This window comes from Arthrobacter sp. TJ-58, assembly GCF_058269295.1.
The window spans coordinates 597,425-616,553 of sequence record NZ_JBZCNM010000002.1 but is presented as its reverse complement, the minus strand read 5'-3'; the positions used below and the strand labels follow the sequence as shown (position 1 = coordinate 616,553).

At 66.3% G+C, this 19,129-nt stretch carries 18 protein-coding genes; 7 read left to right on the top strand and 11 right to left on the bottom strand.

Annotated elements, in window-relative coordinates:
- Positions 1 to 2 precede the first annotated feature (2 nt).
- The 6 genes from AC4D2W_RS09120 to hemE all read right to left on the bottom strand — a co-directional run bounded on the left by AC4D2W_RS09120 (position 3) and on the right by hemE (position 6,499).
- Complete coding sequence (locus AC4D2W_RS09120; protein WP_490926566.1) at positions 3 to 884, bottom strand: uroporphyrinogen-III synthase; 882 nt, start codon at positions 882 to 884, stop codon at positions 3 to 5.
- A 24-nt stretch (positions 885 to 908) separates the two neighbouring features.
- Positions 909 to 1,865 (bottom strand): hydroxymethylbilane synthase, encoded by a 957-nt coding sequence (hemC, locus tag AC4D2W_RS09115; protein WP_490926565.1) that lies wholly within the window; start codon positions 1,863 to 1,865, stop codon positions 909 to 911.
- Positions 1,865 to 3,073, bottom strand: a complete 1,209-nt coding sequence (locus tag AC4D2W_RS09110) for a ferrochelatase (RefSeq protein ID WP_490926564.1) — start codon at positions 3,071 to 3,073, stop codon at positions 1,865 to 1,867. Before AC4D2W_RS09110 ends, hemC begins: the two co-directional genes overlap by 1 nt.
- Positions 3,070 to 3,789: a hydrogen peroxide-dependent heme synthase gene (gene hemQ / locus AC4D2W_RS09105; protein WP_490926563.1), complete on the bottom strand. Its 720-nt coding sequence runs from the start codon at positions 3,787 to 3,789 to the stop codon at positions 3,070 to 3,072. Before hemQ ends, AC4D2W_RS09110 begins: the two co-directional genes overlap by 4 nt.
- A gap of 74 nt (positions 3,790 to 3,863) precedes the next feature.
- Positions 3,864 to 5,435, bottom strand: a complete 1,572-nt coding sequence (gene hemG / locus AC4D2W_RS09100) for a protoporphyrinogen oxidase (protein WP_490926562.1) — start codon at positions 5,433 to 5,435, stop codon at positions 3,864 to 3,866.
- Positions 5,436 to 5,437: 2 nt separating this feature from the next.
- The gene (gene hemE / locus AC4D2W_RS09095; RefSeq protein WP_490926561.1) at positions 5,438 to 6,499 is read right to left on the bottom strand and encodes a uroporphyrinogen decarboxylase; all 1,062 of its coding nucleotides are present in this window, start codon (positions 6,497 to 6,499) and stop codon (positions 5,438 to 5,440) included.
- A 157-nt stretch (positions 6,500 to 6,656) separates the two neighbouring features.
- Here hemE and AC4D2W_RS09090 point away from each other — a divergent pair, with 157 nt between their 5' ends.
- On the top strand, positions 6,657 to 8,015 hold the full coding sequence (locus tag AC4D2W_RS09090; protein WP_490926560.1) for a glutamyl-tRNA reductase: 1,359 nt from the start codon (positions 6,657 to 6,659) through the stop codon (positions 8,013 to 8,015).
- A 34-nt stretch (positions 8,016 to 8,049) separates the two neighbouring features.
- Here the strand turns inward: AC4D2W_RS09090 and moeB are convergent, their stop codons facing one another.
- Positions 8,050 to 9,240, bottom strand: coding sequence for a molybdopterin-synthase adenylyltransferase MoeB (gene moeB / locus AC4D2W_RS09085; RefSeq protein WP_490926559.1), 1,191 nt, complete (start codon positions 9,238 to 9,240; stop codon positions 8,050 to 8,052).
- A 116-nt stretch (positions 9,241 to 9,356) separates the two neighbouring features.
- On the opposite strand from moeB, the gene AC4D2W_RS09080 reads away from it, so the two are divergent.
- The 3 genes from AC4D2W_RS09080 to AC4D2W_RS09070 all read left to right on the top strand — a co-directional run bounded on the left by AC4D2W_RS09080 (position 9,357) and on the right by AC4D2W_RS09070 (position 10,620).
- Entirely contained in the window at positions 9,357 to 9,971 is a 615-nt protein-coding gene (locus AC4D2W_RS09080; protein ID WP_490926558.1) for a TetR/AcrR family transcriptional regulator, read from the top strand.
- 47 nt (positions 9,972 to 10,018) lie between these two features.
- A complete protein-coding gene (locus AC4D2W_RS09075) occupies positions 10,019 to 10,243 on the top strand; it encodes a DUF3107 domain-containing protein (RefSeq protein WP_290169651.1) in 225 nt (74 codons plus the stop codon).
- A gap of 74 nt (positions 10,244 to 10,317) precedes the next feature.
- A complete protein-coding gene (locus AC4D2W_RS09070) occupies positions 10,318 to 10,620 on the top strand; it encodes a hypothetical protein (protein WP_490926557.1) in 303 nt (100 codons plus the stop codon).
- A gap of 10 nt (positions 10,621 to 10,630) precedes the next feature.
- On the opposite strand, the gene AC4D2W_RS09065 is transcribed toward AC4D2W_RS09070, so the two are convergent.
- Together AC4D2W_RS09065 and AC4D2W_RS09060 are read right to left on the bottom strand one after the other, a co-directional pair.
- On the bottom strand, positions 10,631 to 11,719 hold the full coding sequence (locus AC4D2W_RS09065) for an SGNH/GDSL hydrolase family protein (protein WP_490926556.1): 1,089 nt from the start codon (positions 11,717 to 11,719) through the stop codon (positions 10,631 to 10,633).
- Positions 11,720 to 11,882: 163 nt separating this feature from the next.
- Complete coding sequence (locus AC4D2W_RS09060) at positions 11,883 to 12,590, bottom strand: ferritin-like fold-containing protein (RefSeq protein WP_490926555.1); 708 nt, start codon at positions 12,588 to 12,590, stop codon at positions 11,883 to 11,885.
- Between the two features lie 454 nt (positions 12,591 to 13,044).
- On the opposite strand from AC4D2W_RS09060, the gene AC4D2W_RS09055 reads away from it, so the two are divergent.
- A complete protein-coding gene (locus AC4D2W_RS09055) occupies positions 13,045 to 14,664 on the top strand; it encodes a DEAD/DEAH box helicase (protein WP_490926824.1) in 1,620 nt (539 codons plus the stop codon).
- Positions 14,665 to 14,683: 19 nt separating this feature from the next.
- Positions 14,684 to 15,583 (top strand): DNA-methyltransferase, encoded by a 900-nt coding sequence (locus AC4D2W_RS09050; RefSeq protein ID WP_490926554.1) that lies wholly within the window; start codon positions 14,684 to 14,686, stop codon positions 15,581 to 15,583.
- A gap of 4 nt (positions 15,584 to 15,587) precedes the next feature.
- On the opposite strand, the gene AC4D2W_RS09045 is transcribed toward AC4D2W_RS09050, so the two are convergent.
- Positions 15,588 to 16,436, bottom strand: a complete 849-nt coding sequence (locus AC4D2W_RS09045) for a PHP domain-containing protein (RefSeq protein ID WP_490926553.1) — start codon at positions 16,434 to 16,436, stop codon at positions 15,588 to 15,590.
- 102 nt (positions 16,437 to 16,538) lie between these two features.
- Here AC4D2W_RS09045 and AC4D2W_RS09040 point away from each other — a divergent pair, with 102 nt between their 5' ends.
- Positions 16,539 to 18,137 (top strand): aminopeptidase P family protein, encoded by a 1,599-nt coding sequence (locus AC4D2W_RS09040; protein WP_490926552.1) that lies wholly within the window; start codon positions 16,539 to 16,541, stop codon positions 18,135 to 18,137.
- Positions 18,138 to 18,267: 130 nt separating this feature from the next.
- Here the strand turns inward: AC4D2W_RS09040 and AC4D2W_RS09035 are convergent, their stop codons facing one another.
- Entirely contained in the window at positions 18,268 to 19,122 is an 855-nt protein-coding gene (locus tag AC4D2W_RS09035; protein WP_490926551.1) for a YflT domain-containing protein, read from the bottom strand.
- Positions 19,123 to 19,129: the final 7 nt, after the last annotated feature.

Genomic DNA, 19,129 nt, shown 5'->3' with positions numbered 1-19,129 from the left:
AACTAGTTTGTAGGACCCGTAGACATAGCAACAGACAGTGCCCGCGCTATTCCCTCAGGGGTTGGCTGGTTCGCCACTGCATCCGCCGGCATCTCGAGTTCAGCCATTTGCGCGGCGGTGCTGTCCCCGATGGCAACGAGCACGGTGCCCGGCGGCACGGGAGCACAGAGCCGCAGGAACCGGCGGACGATGCTCGGTGAGGTCAGCACCACGGCGCGGGGGCCTGCGGGTGCAGCGGCCGCGAATTCCTGCGGCGTCAGCAGGAGGTTTCCGCCGGAGGGGCCGGCCTCGGCGGCGGGGGTGAAACGGACGCCCGCGGCGGGATAATCCACGGTGCAGTATGCGGTCACGGCCCGAACGTCCCATCCCAGGGAGGTCAGCGCATCGCGGAGAGCAGGGTCCGCAAGGTCTGCCTGCGGCAGCAGGATGCGCAGTGCCCCGCCCTCGGGATCGGAGTCCTCGGGGTGCGGCCAGGATTCAGCGAGTCCGCGGGCGGACTGGTCGCCGTCGGGCATCAGGTCAAGGTCCAGCCCAATGTCCTCCAGCGCCTTCCGCGTACCGCTGCCGACAGCGGCGATGCGGGTGCCGGCGGGAATCACCGAGGCCACCGGCACGCCCAGAGCAGCGCAGCGCCGCACCATCGCACGCACCGTGGTCACACTGGTGAAAATCACCCAGGAGAACCGTCCGGAGCGCAGGGACCGCAGCGCACCGTCCAATTCTCCCGTGTCGGCGGGGAACTGGAAATCGATCAGCGGCATCAGGGACACCTTTGCGCCGCAGGCCGCCAGTTCGGCGGTCATTGCGGCGGCGCGGTCCGGGGTGCGCGGCAGCACGACGTTCAGCCCGGCCAGATTCGGCCGCGCTTCCTGCTGCTCCGGCATGTCAGCGGCTCCCGGTCAAGGACATTAGCTGACTGCGAGATCCGTCAGGGACGCTGCCCCGGCGGCGAGCAGATCCTCGGCCAGACGGATGCCCAGGCCCCGGGCGCCGTCTTCGTCGAGTTCGGCGGTAGCGGCCGATCGCCGCAGCACCTTAACGCCGTCGTCGCTGCAGACCACTGCTTCCAGGTGCAGGCGCGCGTCGGTCAAGGTGGCAAGCGCGCCGATGGGAGCGGTGCAGCCTGCTTCCAGCCGGTTCAGCAGCGCCCGCTCGGCAGTCACCGTCAAACGGGAGGCGTTGTTGTCATAGACGGCCAGCGCACGGCTCAGCGGACCTTCTGCGGCATCGGCGGTGCGGCATTCCACGGCCAGCGCGCCCTGGCCCGGGGCGGGCAGCATGACGGAGGGATCCAGGAATTCCGAAACCATCTGCAGCCGGCCCAGGCGGGCCAGTCCCGCGGCGGCCAGTACGACGGCGTCGAGGTCGCCGGGGGCGCCCTCAACCAGCCCTGCCACGCGTCCCAGGCGGGTGTCCACGTTGCCGCGGATGTCCACGATCTCAAGATCGGGACGGGCCGAGCGCAGCTGCGCGGCCCGCCGCGGCGATCCGGTGCCCACGCGCGCACCGGACGGCAGCTGGGCCAGGGTCAGGCCATCGCGGGCGCACAGGGCATCCCGGACATCCACCCGGGCCGGGATGGCGCCGATGGTGAGGCCGTCCGCTGCCCCGGTGGGCAGGTCCTTGAGGGAGTGCACGGCGACGTCGCAGTCTCCACGCAGCAGCGAGTCCCGCAGCGCCGCCACGAATACGCCGGTGCCGCCAATCTGGGACAGTGCTGCGCGGTTGATGTCGCCCTCGGTCCGGACCCGGACCAGTTCAACGTCAAAGCCGCCCAGTTCAGCAAGCGCGTTGGCCACTGTAGTGGTCTGGGTGACGGCCAGGGCACTGCCCCGGGTTCCAATCAGGACGGGCGAATGGGCCACTACTGGATCCCCACTGTGGAATCGGCGCCCGCAATGGTGGGCTTTTCGCCGCGCAGGTTGGCGCAGCAGCCGGGGCGGCAGACGTCGTACCAGGGTCCGAGCTTGGTCAGGGCCGGACGGTCGGAGATGTTGTTCTCGACGGTGCGCTCGCAGAGCAGGTCCACCAGGCCGGCGACGAAGGTGTCATGGATGCCGGGCGTGGGCGTGCGGTGGGCGGCCAGGCCCAGTTCCTTGCACGTGTCCATCGCCTCGGTGTCCAGGTCCCAGAGGACCTCCATGTGGTCGCTGACGAAGCCCAGGGGAACAATCACCACGCCCTGAACGCCCTTGGCGGGCAGTTCAGCGATGGCGTCGTTGATGTCCGGTTCCAGCCACGGGGTGTGCGGGGATCCGGACCGGGACTGGTAGACCAGCTGCCAGTCCAGGCCGGCAGCTTCCGGGATGCGGTCCATGATGGCGCGGGCGTTGGCCAGGTGCTGTGCCACGTAGGCGCTGCCCTCTTCGAACTCGCGGTCGCGCGGGCCGGAGGCTTCGGCGTCGGCCGTGGGAATGGAGTGCGTGGAGAAGAGGATCTCGATCTTCCCGCCCTCCTCGCCGCGTTCGGCCAGCTGGGCGCGGACCTGCGCCAGGGAGTCGCGGACGCCTTCGACAAACGGCTCCACGAAACCGGGGTGGTCGAAGTACTGGCGGACCTTGTCCACCTGGAGCTTCTTGTCCAGTCCGGTGGCCAGCAGGTTCATGCCCAGGTCCTCGCGGTACTGGCGGCAGCTGGAGTACGAGGAGTACACGCTGGTGGTGACCATCAGCAGGCGGCGGTAGCCGGTGTCATAGGCTTCCTGCAGCACGTCCTTGATGTACGGCGCCCAGTTGCGGTTTCCCCAGAGCACCGGGGTGTCGATGCCGCGGCGCTTCAGCTCAGCCTCGAGGGCTGCCTTCAGCGCGCGGTTCTGCTCATTGATCGGGCTGATGCCGCCGTTGGCGCGGTAGTGGGTGGCCACTTCTTCCAGCCGCTCGTCCGGGATGCCCCGGCCGCGGGTGACGTTGCGCAGGAACGGGATGACGTCTTCCTGCCCTTCGGGACCGCCGAAGGAGGCCAGCAGGATGGCGTCGTAATGCTTGGGCTCCATCCGGCCGTTCTCGTCCACACCCTCAAGCGGGTTGAAGGAAGCGGGCTCGCCGGCGGACTCGTGGTTCAGGGATGTCGTCATTTCAGTACCTCGGCAACCTCGGCGGCGGCGATGCGCCGGCCGGTATAGAAGGGGATTTCTTCGCGGACGTGGTTGCGGGCCTCGGTGGAGCGCAGGTGGCGCATCATGTCCACCAGGTCAACCAGGTTGGGAGCTTCCAGGCCCAGGATCCATTCCCAGTCCCCCAGGGCAAAGGAAGCCACCGTGTTGGCGAGGACCTGCGGGAATTCGCGGCCCAGCATGCCGTGGTCACGCAGCATCTTGCCGCGTTCCTCGGCGGGCAGCAGGTACCACTCGTAGGAGCGGACAAACGGGTAGACGCAGATCCAGGCTTCCGGATCGATGCCACGGGCGTAGGAGGGCCAGTGGTTCTTGGAGAATTCGGCGTCGCGGTGCACGCCCATGGCGGACCAGGCGATCTCCGTGCCGGTGAAGAGGCCGGAGCGGCGGATGTCGCGGACGGCGGACTGCAGGTCCTCCGCGCGGCCCCCGTGCAGCCACACCATGACATCGGCGTCGGCACGCATCGCGGAAACGTCGTACAACCCGCGAAGAGTTACGTGGCGATCAGCCAGTTGGGCAGCCAGCGCCTCAAAGGCCCTGACGTTTTCCTCGGAATCCTCAGCCGCTGCGGTTGCTCCACCTGCGGCGGACCGCTTGAAAACGGTCCAGAGGGTAAAGAACTGTTCTTCGGTGTCGGCTGTTTCTGCGGTGCTCTGACCCATGGGCTCACTCATGATTAACAGTCTGCCCTTTTGGACAGCCTTAGACGAAATACTCCACTTCTACTTCTTGTAGAAAGTGCTTAATGTCACACCCGGTCCAGCTGCTCCAGGAGGCGGTTCATCCGGGTGCGGGTGTCGGCAGTAACGGCAGCCAGCCCGGTTCCCGCCAGCCAGGCTCCCACCACTTCCAGGCCGGGCTCTTTTTCCACTGCGGCGCGCACCGAAGCCACCCGGTCACGGTGCCCGACGGCGGCCGAGGGCAGGGCGCCGACCCAGCGGACAACGTCCCAGCCAACAACGTCATCGACACCCAAGGGCACCTGGAGCAGCGCCGAAGCGTCCGCCAGTGCCTGGGCAAAGAGGTCCTCGTCGTTCCGGTCCACAGCGCTCGGCCGGGAAGCCGCGGCAGCGTCGGCAGCGTCGGCAGCACTCAGTGCCCGCCCGTAGGAGAGCCGCAGCACGTGCGTTCCCGGTCCGGTGGAGTCGGCAAGCCACTGCCATTTGGCGGTGGCGTGGGTCAGGGCTTTGGCATCCACGCCCTCAACATCTGCGGCAACCAGGATCCCGGTGCCGCGGGGGTGCGCGTCCAGGTCCGGCTGGTCCACCACCAGGGTGACGAGGGCGACGCCGGGTCCGGCTCCGGGGCGGGCCGCCGCCAGTTCCGGAACGCTTCCGGCCAGCAGGTCCACGGCGGACGGGCCGTCGGTGGCCGTCACCAGCACGTCCGCGGACACCGTTGACTCGGCGGTCGGGTCAGGTGCAGCCGGGGTAACCAGCCAGCCGCCGCCGCTGCGCCGCTCCACGGCGGCAACAGGTGTGCCGGTGCAAAGATTGACGCCCAGTGCCACCAGTTCCTTTTCCAGGGCGCGGGTAAGCATGCCCATGCCGCCGGCCAGGCCGGCTACAGCGGAGCCGGCCGGTGCCGAGGCACGCATGGAGGCCACTGCTGCGGCCAGGGAGCCGTGCTTGGCCAGCGCTGCGCGCAGTCCCGGGGCCACCGAGTCCACGTCCAGGACATCCGGATCCGAGGAGTACACGCCGCCCACTACGGGAGCCACCAGACGGCGCAGTACAACCTCGCCCATCCGCGCCCGGACCACTTCGCCCAGACTCACGGTGTCCCGGCGGGTCAGGCTGCCCACGGGCAGCACTTTGTCCAGCGCTGCCCGTGCGGCCGCGGTGCGTCCAATGGCCTGGACAATTTCCGGAGCGCGGGGATCGGCCGGAATGCCGAGCAACCCGCTCTGGGGCATCCGCTGGGCAGCGGACGGGAGGTCATCTCCGGCCAGCTGGAGCCAGGCTCCGCCGGGAACGGGGGCCACGACGGCGTCGCCCAGCCCAAGTTCCTCGATGAGCTCAGGTACTGCCCGGGAGCGGGTGGCGAAAGATTCGGCCCCGCTGTCCAGCGTCAGTCCCGCCACCTGATGGGTGCCCACGCACCCGCCCAGCTCGGTGCCGGCCTCAAACAGCGTCACGGCCAGACCGCTGAGGGCCAGGTCGCGGGCTGCTATCAGTCCGGAAATACCGCCGCCCACCACGACGGCGCTGACGCGCGGTGCAGCGGGCTCTGCAGCCTCAGCTTCCACAGCGGTCTTCCGTGCTGCGGGGAAATGGGGCAGTGCCGTGGAGAAATGGGGAAGAACGGGACGGTGCGGCATGGTTACGGCTCCACCGAATGGATGAGCTCGACCACCCGCGTCAGGACGTCAGGATCCGTCTCCGGCGGAACGCCGTGGCCCAGGTTGACCACGTGGCCCGGCGCAGCGGCTCCGGCGGCCAGGACCTCACGGACATGTGCTTCCAGGACCGGCCAGGGAGCGTTCAGCAGCGCGGGGTCAATGTTGCCCTGAAGCGGCGTGGTCCCGCCGAGGCGGCGGTTGGCTTCATCCAGCGGCAACCGGTAATCCACGCCCACCACGTCGACACCGACGTCGCGCATGGCACCGAGCAGCTCGGAGGTGCCTGTGCCGAAGTGCACCAGAGGCGCTCCAAGGTCCCGGACATGATCCAGTGCACGGGCCGACGCCGGAGCCACGTGGGCGGTGTAGTCAGCCAGACCCAGCGAGCCGGCCCAGGAGTCGAAGAGCTGCCCGGCGCTTGCCCCTGCTTCAAGCTGTGCACGCAGGAACATCCCGGAGGCATCGGCCGCCCACCGGGTGAGGGCGCTCCACGCTTCGGGGTCGGCGTGCATCATGGTGCGCGGACCGAGGTGGTCTCGGGACGGCTTGCCCTCCACCATGTAGGCGGCCAGCGTGAAGGGGGCACCGGCAAAACCGATCAGCGGCGTGTTTCCCAGCTCCGCCACGGTGAGCCGGACAGCCTCACGGATTGGTTCCAGCGCATCCTCGGTCAGGACGGGCAGGGCAGCCACGTCCGCTGCGGAGCGCACCGGAGTGCCAAGGACGGGGCCTATGCCGGGGACTATGTCCACGTCCACGCCGGCCAGTTTGAGCGGAATGACGATGTCCGAGAAGAAGATGCCGGCATCGACGTCGTGCCGGCGGACCGGCTGCAGGGTGATCTCCGAAGCCAGCGCCGGATCCAGGCAGGAATCCAGCATGGCGATGCCCTGCCGGAGCTTGCGGTATTCCGGCAGCGACCTTCCGGCCTGGCGCATGAACCAGACCGGCCGGCGGGACGGAGTTCCACCCCGGTATGCCGTTATCAGGGGGGAATCGGCCGTGCGGCCATCCATGAGCGGATGAGAGGCGCTAAGAGTCATACCCTGATTCTCTCCAAAATTCTCCGCGAAGGATAACCGGGCGGTCCTGACGAGCCTTTCCTTAGCTTTACGGTGACGGGAAACACGGCCCAAAAGGGCCCAGGTAAGGGCGTCCTATTGGGGTGATTCCGAAGACGGTGGCTAGTATTGAGGCACTGTGGTTCTACTTTCACTTATTGCGACGCACTCCGATGTTGATCTGGAAACCGTTGCCCGCCTCAGCGCCGGCGCCTCCCAGGTCTCTTCCTCCCTGCTAGAAACCGGATCGGCGGTGACCGGATCCGTGGTCCTGGCCACCTGCAACCGGTTTGAGGTCTACTGCGAGGCCAAATCGGAGGCGGACATTGAAGCAGCCCGCTCCGCCGTCGTCGCAGAAATCAGCCGGCATTCCGGACTCACCAAGGATCTGGTGTCCCGCTCCTTCGCCACGAATACCGGCGAATCAGTGGCGAAGCACCTTTTCGCTGTCGGAGCCGGCCTGGACTCCGCCGTCGTGGGCGAACGCGAAATCGCCGGCCAGGTTCGGCGGGCCCTGATCGAAGCCCAGGAAAAAGGCACCGCCAGCGGCGGCCTGACCCGGCTTTTCCAGACAGCCTCACGCACAGCCAAAGATGTTGGAGCACTGACAGCCCTCGGCAAACGGGGGCTTTCCATTGTGTCCGTGGCGCTGGAACTGGCCACTGACCTCTCGATGGACGCGGACTGGTCCGCCAAGGACGTTGTGGTGTTCGGCACCGGCGCATATGCCGGAGCCACCATGGCCCTGCTCAAGGAGCGCGGCTGCACCCGCGTCAGCGTCTATTCCTCCTCGGGCCGCGCCGAGTCCTTCACCGCATCGCGCGGCGGCACCCCGCTGACCCGTGATTCGCTGCCGGCAGCACTGGCCGCTGCGGACGTCGTGATTGGCTGCAGCGGCAGCGAAAGCCAGGTGGGAGCCAAGGACATCCGCCGCGTCCGCTCCGCCAGCAACAAGCCGCTGATCATCATCGATCTGGCCCTGACCCACGACTTCGACCCCGACGTCCGCGAAGTGGACGGCGTGGACCTGATTACTTTGGAGTCAGTGCGGCTGGCGGCCCCGGCAGAGCAGGCGGAATCGCTCAAACAGGCCAGCGGCATCGTGGCCGATGCAGCCAAGGCTTTTTCCGAGCTTCAGCTGAGCCGCCAGATGGATTCCGCCATTGTGGCCCTGCGCCGGCATACCCTGAACGTCCTGGATTCCGAGCTGGAAAAGGTGCGTGCCCAGCACGGCTGCACCGGCGCGGCGGAGGAAGTTGAGTTCGCCATGCGCCGCATGGTCAAGCAGCTCCTGCACGTTCCCACCGTCCGTGCCCGTGAACTTGCCGCCAGCGGGCAGCAGGATGACTACATCAAGGGCCTCGAGGCCCTGTTTGGAATCACCCCTGACCAGCCGGTGGAACGCCGGCGCCCGGCAGCGCCCCACGCGGAACACGGACAGCCCGACGCCGGTTCCTCCGCTTCCGAAGACGGCACGGACACCGCAGCCTCCGCCTGAACCGGCGCCCTGAATCAGTAGACGGTTTTCGGAATCAGTAGACGGTTTTCGCGGGTTCGATGTCCCGCACCCACTCCAGGATTCCACCGGAAACGTTGAACACCCGCTCGTAACCCCGGCTCTTGAGGAACGCTGCCACTTCCGCTGAACGTCCGCCGGATTTGCAGTGCACATACAGGTCGCGGCCGCGCTCGGGAAGGCTTTCCCCGGAGAGTATTCCGGCCCGCGGCATCAGCACCGAGCCGTCGATGCTCACGATCGCGTATTCCCCGGGCTCCCGGACATCCAGCAGATCAAAGTCCCGCTCCCCCGCGGTCCGGGCTGCCAGCAGCTGCTGCAGTTCCCGGACGCCGACGGCGGGAACCTCCTCCCGGTTTTCCGTGCTTTCCGCGCGGGGCGGCAGCCCGCAGAAAGCGTCATAATCCGCTTCCAGCTCCGTCACCGGCACGGCTCCCGGGTCCTTACGGACCCGGATTTCACGCCAGGACATGTCCAGGGCATTGAGCACCAGGACCCGGCCCAGCAGCGTTACTCCGGTGCCGGTGATCAGTTTGACGGCTTCATTGACCATTACCGCGCCGATCTGGGCACAGAGCACGCCGAGCACTCCGCCTTCAGCGCAGGAGGGGACCGAACCGGCCGGCGGCGCCTCGGGATAGAGGTCCCGGTAGGTGGGTCCGTGTCGGCCCCAAAACACGCTGACCTGGCCGTCAAAGCGCAGGATGGAACCCCACACATAGGGTTTGCCCAGGATCTCGGCCGCATCATTGACCAGATACCGGGTGGCGAAGTTGTCGGTGCCGTCCAGGATCAGGTCATAGTCCGCGAAGATCTCCAGGGCATTCGTGACGTCCAGGCGCACCGGGTGCAGCCGGACGTGGAGCAGGGGATTGAGTTCATGGATGCTCCGGCGCGCGGATTCGGCCTTGGAGCTGCCAACGTCGGACACTCCGTGGATGATCTGGCGCTGCAGGTTGGAGGCGTCCACGGTGTCGTCGTCGACAATGCCCAGGGTTCCCACTCCTGCCGCGGCGAGGTAAAGCAGCGCAGGAGATCCGAGTCCGCCGGCGCCAATGACCAGGACGCGGGCATTCTTCAGCCGCTGCTGGGCCGGAATTCCAAATTCCGGAATGATCAGGTGCCGTGAATAGCGCAGTGTTTCCTCGTCTGTCAGTCCGGCGGCGGGTTCCACCAGCGGCGGCAGCGCGGCGTTTGGCTCACTCATGACTCCCAATCTAGTCCCCAAACGTGCTGCGGAACCTGTTGGGCGCAGTACCCGTGGGTAAACTGGGGGCTATTGTCCGGCCACCTTGGCCCGCAGCCCTTGAGAGGTCCGTACACGTGAGCAACCAGCAAACCGGCAAGTCGACCAGGCTCCCCCGGGAGGAACGCCGGCGCCAGTTGCTGAACGCCGCGCAGGAAGTCTTCGTCAGCAATGGCTTTCACGGTGCGGCCATGGATGACATCGCGGAGGCGGCCCAGGTCAGCAAGCCGGTCCTTTACCAGCATTTCCCGGGTAAGCGGGAGCTGTATCTGGCGCTGCTGGAGGATCATCTGGGAACCCTGACGGAGTTCCTCACCACTGCCTTGAACTCTACGACGGACAACAAGCTGCGGGTGCGCGAAACCATGCGGGCCTACTTCCGTTTCGTGGCCCAGGACAGCCAGGGCCACCGGCTGGTTTTTGAGTCCGATCTGACGAATGACCTGGAAATCAGCGCACGGATTGAAGAATTCAATGCGCGCTTCGCGGCCAGCATCGCCGGTGTCATAGCCGAGGACACCAAGCTCTCCCCCGTGGAGGCAACCCTGCTGGGGCGGGCGCTGGCAGGAATGGCGCAGGTCAGCGCCCGTTATTGGCTCGAGACGGACGGGGACCTGGACATCGATGCGGCCTCCGAACTTGTCTATCGTTTAGCTTGGCGCGGAATCAGCCGGTTCCCCAAGGAAATCTAGAGTAGATTTTTCAGCAGCTACATTTCGTTAATACAGGAGGCACCACGGTGGAAGTAAAAATCGGTATTCAGAATGTTGGCCGGGAAATCGTCTTTGAGTCGAGCCAGAGCGCTGACGCCGTTGCCGACGTCGTGGCGGAGGCCCTGAACGGCCAAAAGGAACTGCGCCTGAAGGATGACAAGGGCCGCCTCATCATGGTTCCCGCAGGAGTCATCGGCTACGTGGAAATCGGCGCCGAAGAGGTCCGCCGCGTCGGTTTCGGCGCTCTGTAGGTTTCTCCGTCATTCACAGCGGGTCCGCACATGCGGTCCCGCGCACTACGTCCCGTCGCTCAGGAGTCCGGACAATGATCAGCCTGGTGGTTGCTGCACTCGCCGCGCTGTCGGCCGGTTTCCTGATCCGGGCAGTGGACCGCCGCCGGTCCCGCTACGGTCTTTTCCTGCTCCCGGGCATCTGCGTTGCCGCTGCCATGGTGCTGTGGGTTTTCCTGCAGCTGGGCGGCATCGGATCGGATCCGGATCTTCATTGGCTTGCGTGGGCGTTGCCGCCCTGTGCCGGTGGGGTGGCCGCAGTCATCACGGCGCTGGCAGTGGCTCCCCGGCGGGAATCGCAGGACACCGCCGAGCTCGAGCGGGTGCTGCGCCTCTAGCTGTCCCGGTTCAGCTGCCGGCTCCGGGGCTTCCCGAGCCGGCAGCGAGCAGGCTCCCGAGTTCGCGTGACAGGATACCGCCGGCCGCCTTCTGTCCGGCAGCAGTGAAATGCCGGCCGTCGGGCTCTAGATAGCCGCCCAGCCCAAAACTGGTCCACCAGTCTCCCACGCTCAGGAACTGAACGCCGTGTTTCGAGGCCACGTCGCCCAGCAGGGAGTCCACTGCAGTGCGCTGGCTTCCGAAGGGGTCAGTTCCGGAGGAAATGACCCCGATCATCACTAAGCGGGAGTGCGGATAGGTGCGGCGGACTTCGCCGATCATGCGAGCCGCCTCTGCGGCAATCTCCGCATCCGTTGCCCTCCCGGCATCATTTCCCCCGCCCTGGAGGACCACCAATTTGGGGTTCCCCCACGGCAGCAGCCACTGCTGCGTCGTTAAAGCGGTGTAATAGTTGTCGACCGTTCCGTTGCCCGAGACATAGCCCGTACCGCCGGCGCCCCGCAGGTACGTCCGGTAACCCAGCCCTGCCAGTCCCTGGTCCATCCAGCTGCCGGGGCCGGCCTGCGAGTCGCCGATGACGACGGCCGATCCGGCGACGTTGGCTTCCAGGGTCATGATCCGGTTCAATTCCGGCACGCGGACCAACGCACCGTGCTCAAAGTCGGTGCGGTACACGCCGGCACTGCTGTATTCGGAGCTCACCGGCCGGCCCAGATACGCAAAGTCCTCCCGCCGGCTCAGCTCATCCACCGATTTGTTCAGGGTCACGGCTCCCGTTTCGGCGGTCCAGCGGACCACTTCCGTGGGGAGCGGCCGGATGCAGGCGACCGGTGCCGGACAGGCTGCGGGCAAGTCCGGGCCGGCGGAAACTTCCGAATCTGTCCCCAGCCTCCCGACAGCGCCAAGGTCCTGCCGGCCCGTCCCGGAAAGTATTTCCTCGGCCTCGGCAGCCTCCTGACCGTTGCCTGCCGCGGCCTGCGCCGAAACGCGCTGCTCATCCGGTTGGGGGGCAGAGCTGTCCGTCGACGCTCCCGACACCGCCAGTGCCGCTGCGCAGGCATACAACACAGTGTGTTTCAAAGCAGATTTGCCGGCCATGCCGTCCCCCAAAGACTGTCCCCCCGGGGACGATAAGGTTTCGCCGGCGCTGATGACCGGCTTCGGGGCGGGAGAACAGTCCCCGCCCGACGGGCACAGCGTATATCGGCCGCCGTCCGGTTCAGGTGCGCCGCGCCCGCGCCAAAACTACGAATTTTTCCGGCTAGGCGGTGAGTCCCAGCCGGCTCATTCGGCGCGAGTGGTTGCGGGTCAACGCAGCGAACACAGACTTCAGCTCATCCTCATAGAGTCCCTGGTCCGTTCCCTGCAGCAGCCCGCCCAGGACCGCGCGTTCCAGGACCACGCGCTGGGCCTGGGTCAGCGCCTCGCCCACCAGCCGGCGGCCCCACAAGGCCAGCCGGGAGGCAAGCCGCGGATCATCGGAGAGCGCCTGCTGCAGCCGGGCTTCCAGGATGTCACCGGCGGGCTCCGGCTCCTGCAGCTCCAGCACCAGCTCGGCCGTCACGGCATCCAGCCGGGAGGCAATCTGCTGGTAAAAGTCATCGGAGATGGCCTCGGTTACATAGAACTTCATCAGCGACTCAAACCAGTCCGCCGGCCTGGTCCGGTCGTGGAATGCATCCAGCGACGCCTGGAACGGCCGCATTGCCGTCTCGGGGTCGATTCCCAGCGTGCGCAGGTGGCCGGTAACGCGCTCAAAATGCTCGTACTCGCGCACCGCCAGCCCGCCCAGAACCGTGCGGTCGTGCAGTGTCGGGGAAAACCGGGCATCCGAGGACATGCGTTCAAACGCAGAAAGCTCCCCGTAGGCCATGACTCCAAAAAGATCAGCCAGGAACCGGTGGTAAATGCCGCCCGAAACCGGCTGGGTGGTAACGGAATCAAGCTCAGGAGGAGTCCGGTGTGTCATGGAACCCAGCGTACCGCCGCCTGCGGACGAAACCCGCAGCCGCGAATCCGTGCCGCCGCGCCGTTCACGGCGGATCTGACGCTCCGCGCGCCTGCGCCGCCAATGCGCAGTCACCGGCGCCCACCGGGTAGACTTAAAGGGTAGTAATGGATGCCCGGTCGTCTTACACATCTCTGATAGACCTTAGCCAGACCCGCAATACCTACGCGATCTTGATATTTTTGGCCGTCGCCCGTGCCCGATGCACCGCGGCGGACCTGCAGTTGTTAGCCCGCGATCGGCTTCCGCTGGACGCATCCTGCGCGCGCCATTAGCTCCGGTATGGGCTTCCACAGCCACTCGTTGAGCATGGCGCCGCGATGCCTAACTGAACGGTATTTAATTGAACTCTGAACTCTCCCAGGTAGACGAAACCCGGCACCTCACCGCTGATGACAGCAATGAAGCTTTGAACGTGGCCGAAACACTTGCCACGTCGCAGGCAGCGGCCATTATTCCGGAACTGACGTTTGCAGATTTCGGCGTCCGCTCCGACATCGTGCAGTCCCTTTCCGAGGCCGGGATTACGCATCCCTTCCCGATCCAGTCGATGACGCTGCCCGTTGCACTGGGCGGCCATGACATCATCGGCCAGGCCAAGACCGGTACCGGCAAGACGCTCGGGTTCGGCATTCCCGCCATCCAGCGAGTGATCGCGCCCGACGACGAAGCGTACGCGTCCCTCGCCGTGCCCGGTGCTCCGCAGGCCCTGATCGTGGTGCCCACCCGTGAACTCGCAGTCCAGGTGGCCGGCGACCTGTCCACCGCAGCCAAGCGCCGCGGTGCCCGCATCGTCACGATCTACGGCGGCCGCGCCTACGAGCCCCAGATCGAGGCCCTCACCGCCGGCGTGGAAATCGTCGTCGGCACTCCGGGACGCCTGATCGACCTGTACAACAAGAAGCACCTTTCGCTGAAGAACGTTCGCATCGTCGTCCTCGACGAGGCCGACGAGATGCTGGACCTCGGCTTCCTGCCGGACGTTGAAACGCTGATGGCTGCTACTCCTGCAGTCCGCCAGACGCTGCTGTTCTCGGCCACCATGCCCGGCGCCGTCGTCGCCATGGCCCGCCGCTACATGACCAAGCCCACGCATATCCGGGCAGCGGATCCCGATGACGAAGGCATGACCAAGAAGGACATCCGCCAGGTTGTCTACCGTGCCCACAACTTGGACAAGAGTGAAGTTGTGTCCCGGATCCTGCAGGCCGAGGGCCGCGGCCGCACCATCATCTTCACCAAGACCAAGCGCACCGCCGCCAAGCTCTCCGAGGAGCTGACGGACCGCGGCTTTGCCGTCGCCGCCATGCACGGAGACCTGGGCCAGGGCGCCCGCGAACAGGCTATGCGAGCCTTCCGCAATGAAAAGGTGGACGTGCTGGTGGCCACCGACGTTGCCGCCCGCGGCATCGACGTCGACGACGTCACCCACGTCATCAACTACCAGTGCCCCGAAGATGAGAAGACGTACCTGCACCGCGTGGGCCGCACGGGCCGCGCCGGCCACAAGGGAACCGCCGTCACGTTTGTGGACTGGGACGACGTTCCCCGCTGGGGCCTGATCAACAAGGCCCTGGGCCTGGACCAGGGCGAGCCCGTGGAAACGTATTCCTCCTCGCCGCACCTGTACACGGACCTGAACATTCCGGCAGGCACCAAGGGACGGCTGCCGCGCAACAAGCGCACGCACGCCGGCATCGACGCGGAGAAGATCGAGGATCTGGGCGAGACCGGCAAGAAGAACGCCGCCGCTCCTGTCCGTGACGGCTCCCGCGACAGCACCCGCAGCGGAGACCGGAAACGCGCCGGCGGCACCCGCGGTGACCGGCCCCGCAGCGGCGGCGGAGATCGTGCACGCACCGAAAAGCGGAACGATTCACGCCGTTCGGATGACCAGCAGGCAGCACCGGTACGCACTGCCGAGGCACCGGCTGCAGCCGCTGATGCTGCTGCGGACCGTCCCCGCCGCAGCCGCAGCCGCACTCGCCGCCGCAACGGCGAAGTAGTGGGCAATTCAGCACCCGCAGCCGAATAGCCGGGCAGCACCACAGCCCATGAGCATTCCCCTTTGGTCACCGTCCGGCAGGTCGCTGGTGGTACACGCGGACAACGCGGTGTTCCTGCCAACCCTGCCGGACGGTGCCTTCACCATGATTTATGTGGACCCGCCCTTCAACACCGGCCGGTCCCAGCGCCGCCAGCAGACCACCATGATCCGCAACACCGACGGCAGTGGAGACCGCATCGGCTTCAAGGGCCGCAGCTACAGCACCGTCAAGGGCCTGCTGTCCAGCTACGACGACGCGTTTGAGGACTACTGGGCCTTCCTGGAGCCCCGGCTCGCTGAAGCCTGGCGGCTGCTCGCCGACGACGGAACGCTGTACGTGCACCTCGATTACCGCGAAGTGCATTACGCAAAGGTCATGCTGGATGCCCTGTTCGGCCGGGACTGCTTCCTCAACGAAATTATCTGGGCCTACGACTACGGCGGACGGGCCAAGAACCGCTGGCCCGCCAAGCACGACAACATCCTGGTCTACGTCAAGAACCCGGCTTCCTATCACTTCGACAATGCTGAAGTGGACCGCGAGCCGTACATGGCGCCGGGCCTGGTCACTCCGGAAAAGGTGGCATTGGGGAAGCTGCCCACCGATGTCTGGTGGCACACCATTGTTTCTCCCACCGGCAAGGAGAAGACCGGCTATCCCACGCAAAAGCCCGAGGGCCTGCTCCGCCGCACCGTGGCTGCCAGCAGCCGCGAAGGCGACTGGGTGCTGGATTTCTTTGCCGGGTCCGGCACCCTCGGCGCCGTAGCCGCCAAGCTGAACCGCAGGTTTGTCTGCGTGGACGCCAACCCGCAGGCCATCGAGGTGATGTCCAAGCGGCTCGGACATGCGGCCGACGTCGTTTCCCTCGGCTCAGCAGCAGAGTCAGCGGCAGCCGGCGCGGTGTAGCGCCTTAGGACCGGACCACGGGCGAGCCGGTGGCTCGGAACTCGATCTGTTCCAAAACCTCCGGCGCGGTGGTGCATTCACCGAGCCGGTTGGGTTTGCCCGTCCCGTGATAATCGCTGGAACCGGTCATCAGCAGCGAGTTCTCTTCGGCCAGCCGGCGCAGCCAGGCACGGCCCTGATCCGGATTGTCGCGGTGGTCCACCTCCACCCCCATGAGACCGGCGTCGATCATCTCCCGGAACGTCGCTTCACCCACAACGCGGCCCCGCGAAGAGGCCACGGGGTGGGCAAACACCGGCACTCCCCCGGCTTTCCGGATCAGTTCGACGGCGCGGGCCGGGTCCGGGGCATAGTGGGCAACAAAGTAGCGTGAGCGTGCCGTAAGAATGCCGGAAAAGGCGGCCGAGCGGTTCGGCACAACGCCCGCGGCCACAAGCGCATCCGCAATGTGCGGCCGCCCGATGGTGGCCCCTGGAGCCACATGCTGCTGCACCAGCTCCCAGTCGATGGGGAAATCCTCCGAAAGACGCTGGACCATCATCTCCGCCCGGGACACCCGCGCCGAGCGGGACCGGCCGATCTCTGCCAGCAGTTCCGGACTTGCGGGGTCATGGAGGTAGGAGAGCACATGCACGCTGATGCCTTCACTGCTGCGGCAGGACACCTCCATCCCGGGCACCAGGGTGATCTCCAGTTTCCGGGCGGCATCCGCAGCCTCCTGCCACCCCGCCGTGGAGTCGTGGTCCGTCAGCGCCACTGCGTCCAGCCCGGCTTCTTTGGCTGAGCGCATCACCTCCGCCGGCGGCTGGGTTCCGTCGGAAACTGTTGAGTGCGTGTGCAGGTCGATTCTCACCTGATCAATCTACTTGCTCCGGCGCTTTCCCGGGTTGGACCCGCAGGCAGAACCTTCCGCTGATGTTTGGCCGCCCCGTCCGCTCAGTGAGACCATTGAAGGGTGACTACTGATGCGAATCCATTGACCACCGCCGACACGTCGGGAATCGGGGAGTTGTCCGAAGGGCAGCCCTTGGATGACCGCGTAAACAACCGCTCGCAGAAGCCCTCCAACGAGGCCTACAAGGCATTCATGTCCACCGGCTGGGCCGAGGACAACGCAGAGCTTCCCGCCCGCGACGAAGTTGCCCCGTACGCCGCCAAGCGCCGTCGTGCCCTGTCCGAGCGTTTCCCGGGTGAGCGCCTCGTCATCCCCGCCGGACCGCTGAAGGTCCGCTCCAATGACACTGATTACCGTTTCCGGCCGCACTCCGGTTTTGCCCACCTGACCGGTTTGGGCCTGGACCGCGAGCCCGACGCCGTACTGGTCATGGAGCCGGTGGAACCGGGAACTGGCGACGACGGCGGCAACCACACTGCCGTCCTGTACTTCCGTCCGCTGGCCGGAACCGACAGCGAAGAGTTCTACTCCAACGCCCGCTACGGCGCGTTCTGGATCGGTTCCCGCCTGGGCCTGGAACAGGTCAGCGCCATGCTGGACCTGCCGACCCGCCACCTGGATGAGGCCGAAACAGCCATCACCAACAACGTTGGCGACCCCCAGTTCGGAGGCATCTCCGTGCGCCTGCTCCGCAAGGTGGACGAGATGGTTGATGCGCTGGTGGACACCGTCCGCTACAACACCGCCATGGATCCCGAAAACGTGGACCTCAGTGCCCTCGATGCTCTGGACGGTGAACTCACCGAAGCCCTGTCCGAGCTGCGCCTGATCAAGGATGAGTGGGAAGTGAAGCAGATGGAGGCCGCGGTTGCCGCCACCGTCAACGGTTTCACCGAGGTCGTCAAGGCACTGCCCCGCGCGATTGCCCATCCCCGCGGCGAACGCGTTGTCGAAGGCGCATTCTTTGCCCGTGCCCGGGAAGAAGGCAATGACCTCGGCTACGACACCATCGCTGCCGGCGGCAACAACGCCACCGTGCTGCACTGGATCCGCAACAACGGAACCGTCAACGCGGGTGAACTGCTGCTCCTGGACGCGGGCGTTGAGGCGGACAGCCTCTACACTGCCGACATCACCCGCACGGTGCCCGTCAACGGCACCTACTCGCCGGTCCAGCGCAAGATCTACCAGGCGGTCCTCGACGCCGCTGACGCCGGCTTTGCTGCGGCCAAGCCGGGCGCAAAGTTCCGCGATGTCCATGCAGCAGCCGTCAAGGTCCTGGCCGAGCGCCTGTCCGACTGGGGCCTGCTGCCGGTGTCCCTGGAAGAGGCCCTCTCGGATGAAGGACAGCAGCACCGGCGCTGGATGCCGCACGGCACCAGCCACCACCTCGGCCTGGATGTCCACGACTGCGCGCAGGCCCGCAAGGAACTGTATCTGGACGGCGTCATCACCGAGGGCATGGTGTTCACGATCGAGCCGGGCCTCTACTTCAAGAATGAGGACCTGTCCGTTCCCGAGGAGTACCGCGGCATTGGCGTGCGGATCGAGGATGACATCCTGATCACCGCAGACGGCCCCGTAAACCTCAGCGCCGCGTTGCCGCGCAACCCGGAAGATGTCGAAAACTGGATGGCCGGAATCTACGCCGCCGAATAACGCATCGCCTGCCCGCCGGAAGCCGTCAACCGTCATCCGGCCGACACCGGCAGCAGCAACAGCAGAGGCTCCGCACCTTGGGTGCGGAGCCTCTGCTGTTAATGCTGCCTGCTGTTAATGCTGCCTGCTGTTACCTGTTACCTGTTCCGGCGTCGCCGTCGGAATTCTGTCCCTCACCGGTGTGATGTGCAGCAGTAACCGGCGGCGTCTTCGGGGCGTCGGCGTCTTGGTTGGGCCGGTCATTTCCGGGGGCCGAGGCAGGAGCGGCGGGAAGCCGGACTCCATACTGCGGACGGCCGTCGGGCAGATCCGGGAACTGTCCGCGGGGCACGCCTCCGGCAGGTGCCTGAGCATCCGCAGCGGGGTTGGATCCGACGCTGTGCGCACCGTTGCCGGCAGACTGGTTTTGGCCGTTCCCGCCGGCGTAGGGATCGGACCATCCTGCGGGCCGTTCCGGTGCGGGACCGGCGGGCCCGCCCTGCTGGCCCTGGTACGGGCCCTGACCCTGCTGCGGGCCCTGGTAGGGAGGACGGTGCGGCGGCTGCGGATGGCCGTGCTGTCCTACCATCGGCAGCTGCTGAAGCAGCCGCCGGGCATCGTTGGCAGCCTTCGGTGCCACAATGACGTCATAGCTGGTGGCAACCACCTGGCTAATGGAGGTGAAGTCCCGCCTGCCGCGCTGAAGGGCATAGGCCAGCACCCCGAAAAGCAGCCAGAAGACCGCACCCAGTGCTATCGGCGGAAGCAGGGAAATGTAGCTCTCTCCGCCGGCGAAAAGCATTAGCGCCAACCCCACGAAAAGGCCGAACCAGGCACCGGTGGCGGCGGAGGACAGCGCCACCTTGGGATAGGACAAGCTCCCGGTGACGCGTTCCACCGACTTCAGCTCGTTTCCGATGATGGAAACCATCTGAACCGGAAACTTGTTGTCTGCCAGATAGTCCACTGCTTTCTGGGCGTCCAGATAGGCGGTGTAACGGCCCACCGTTTCC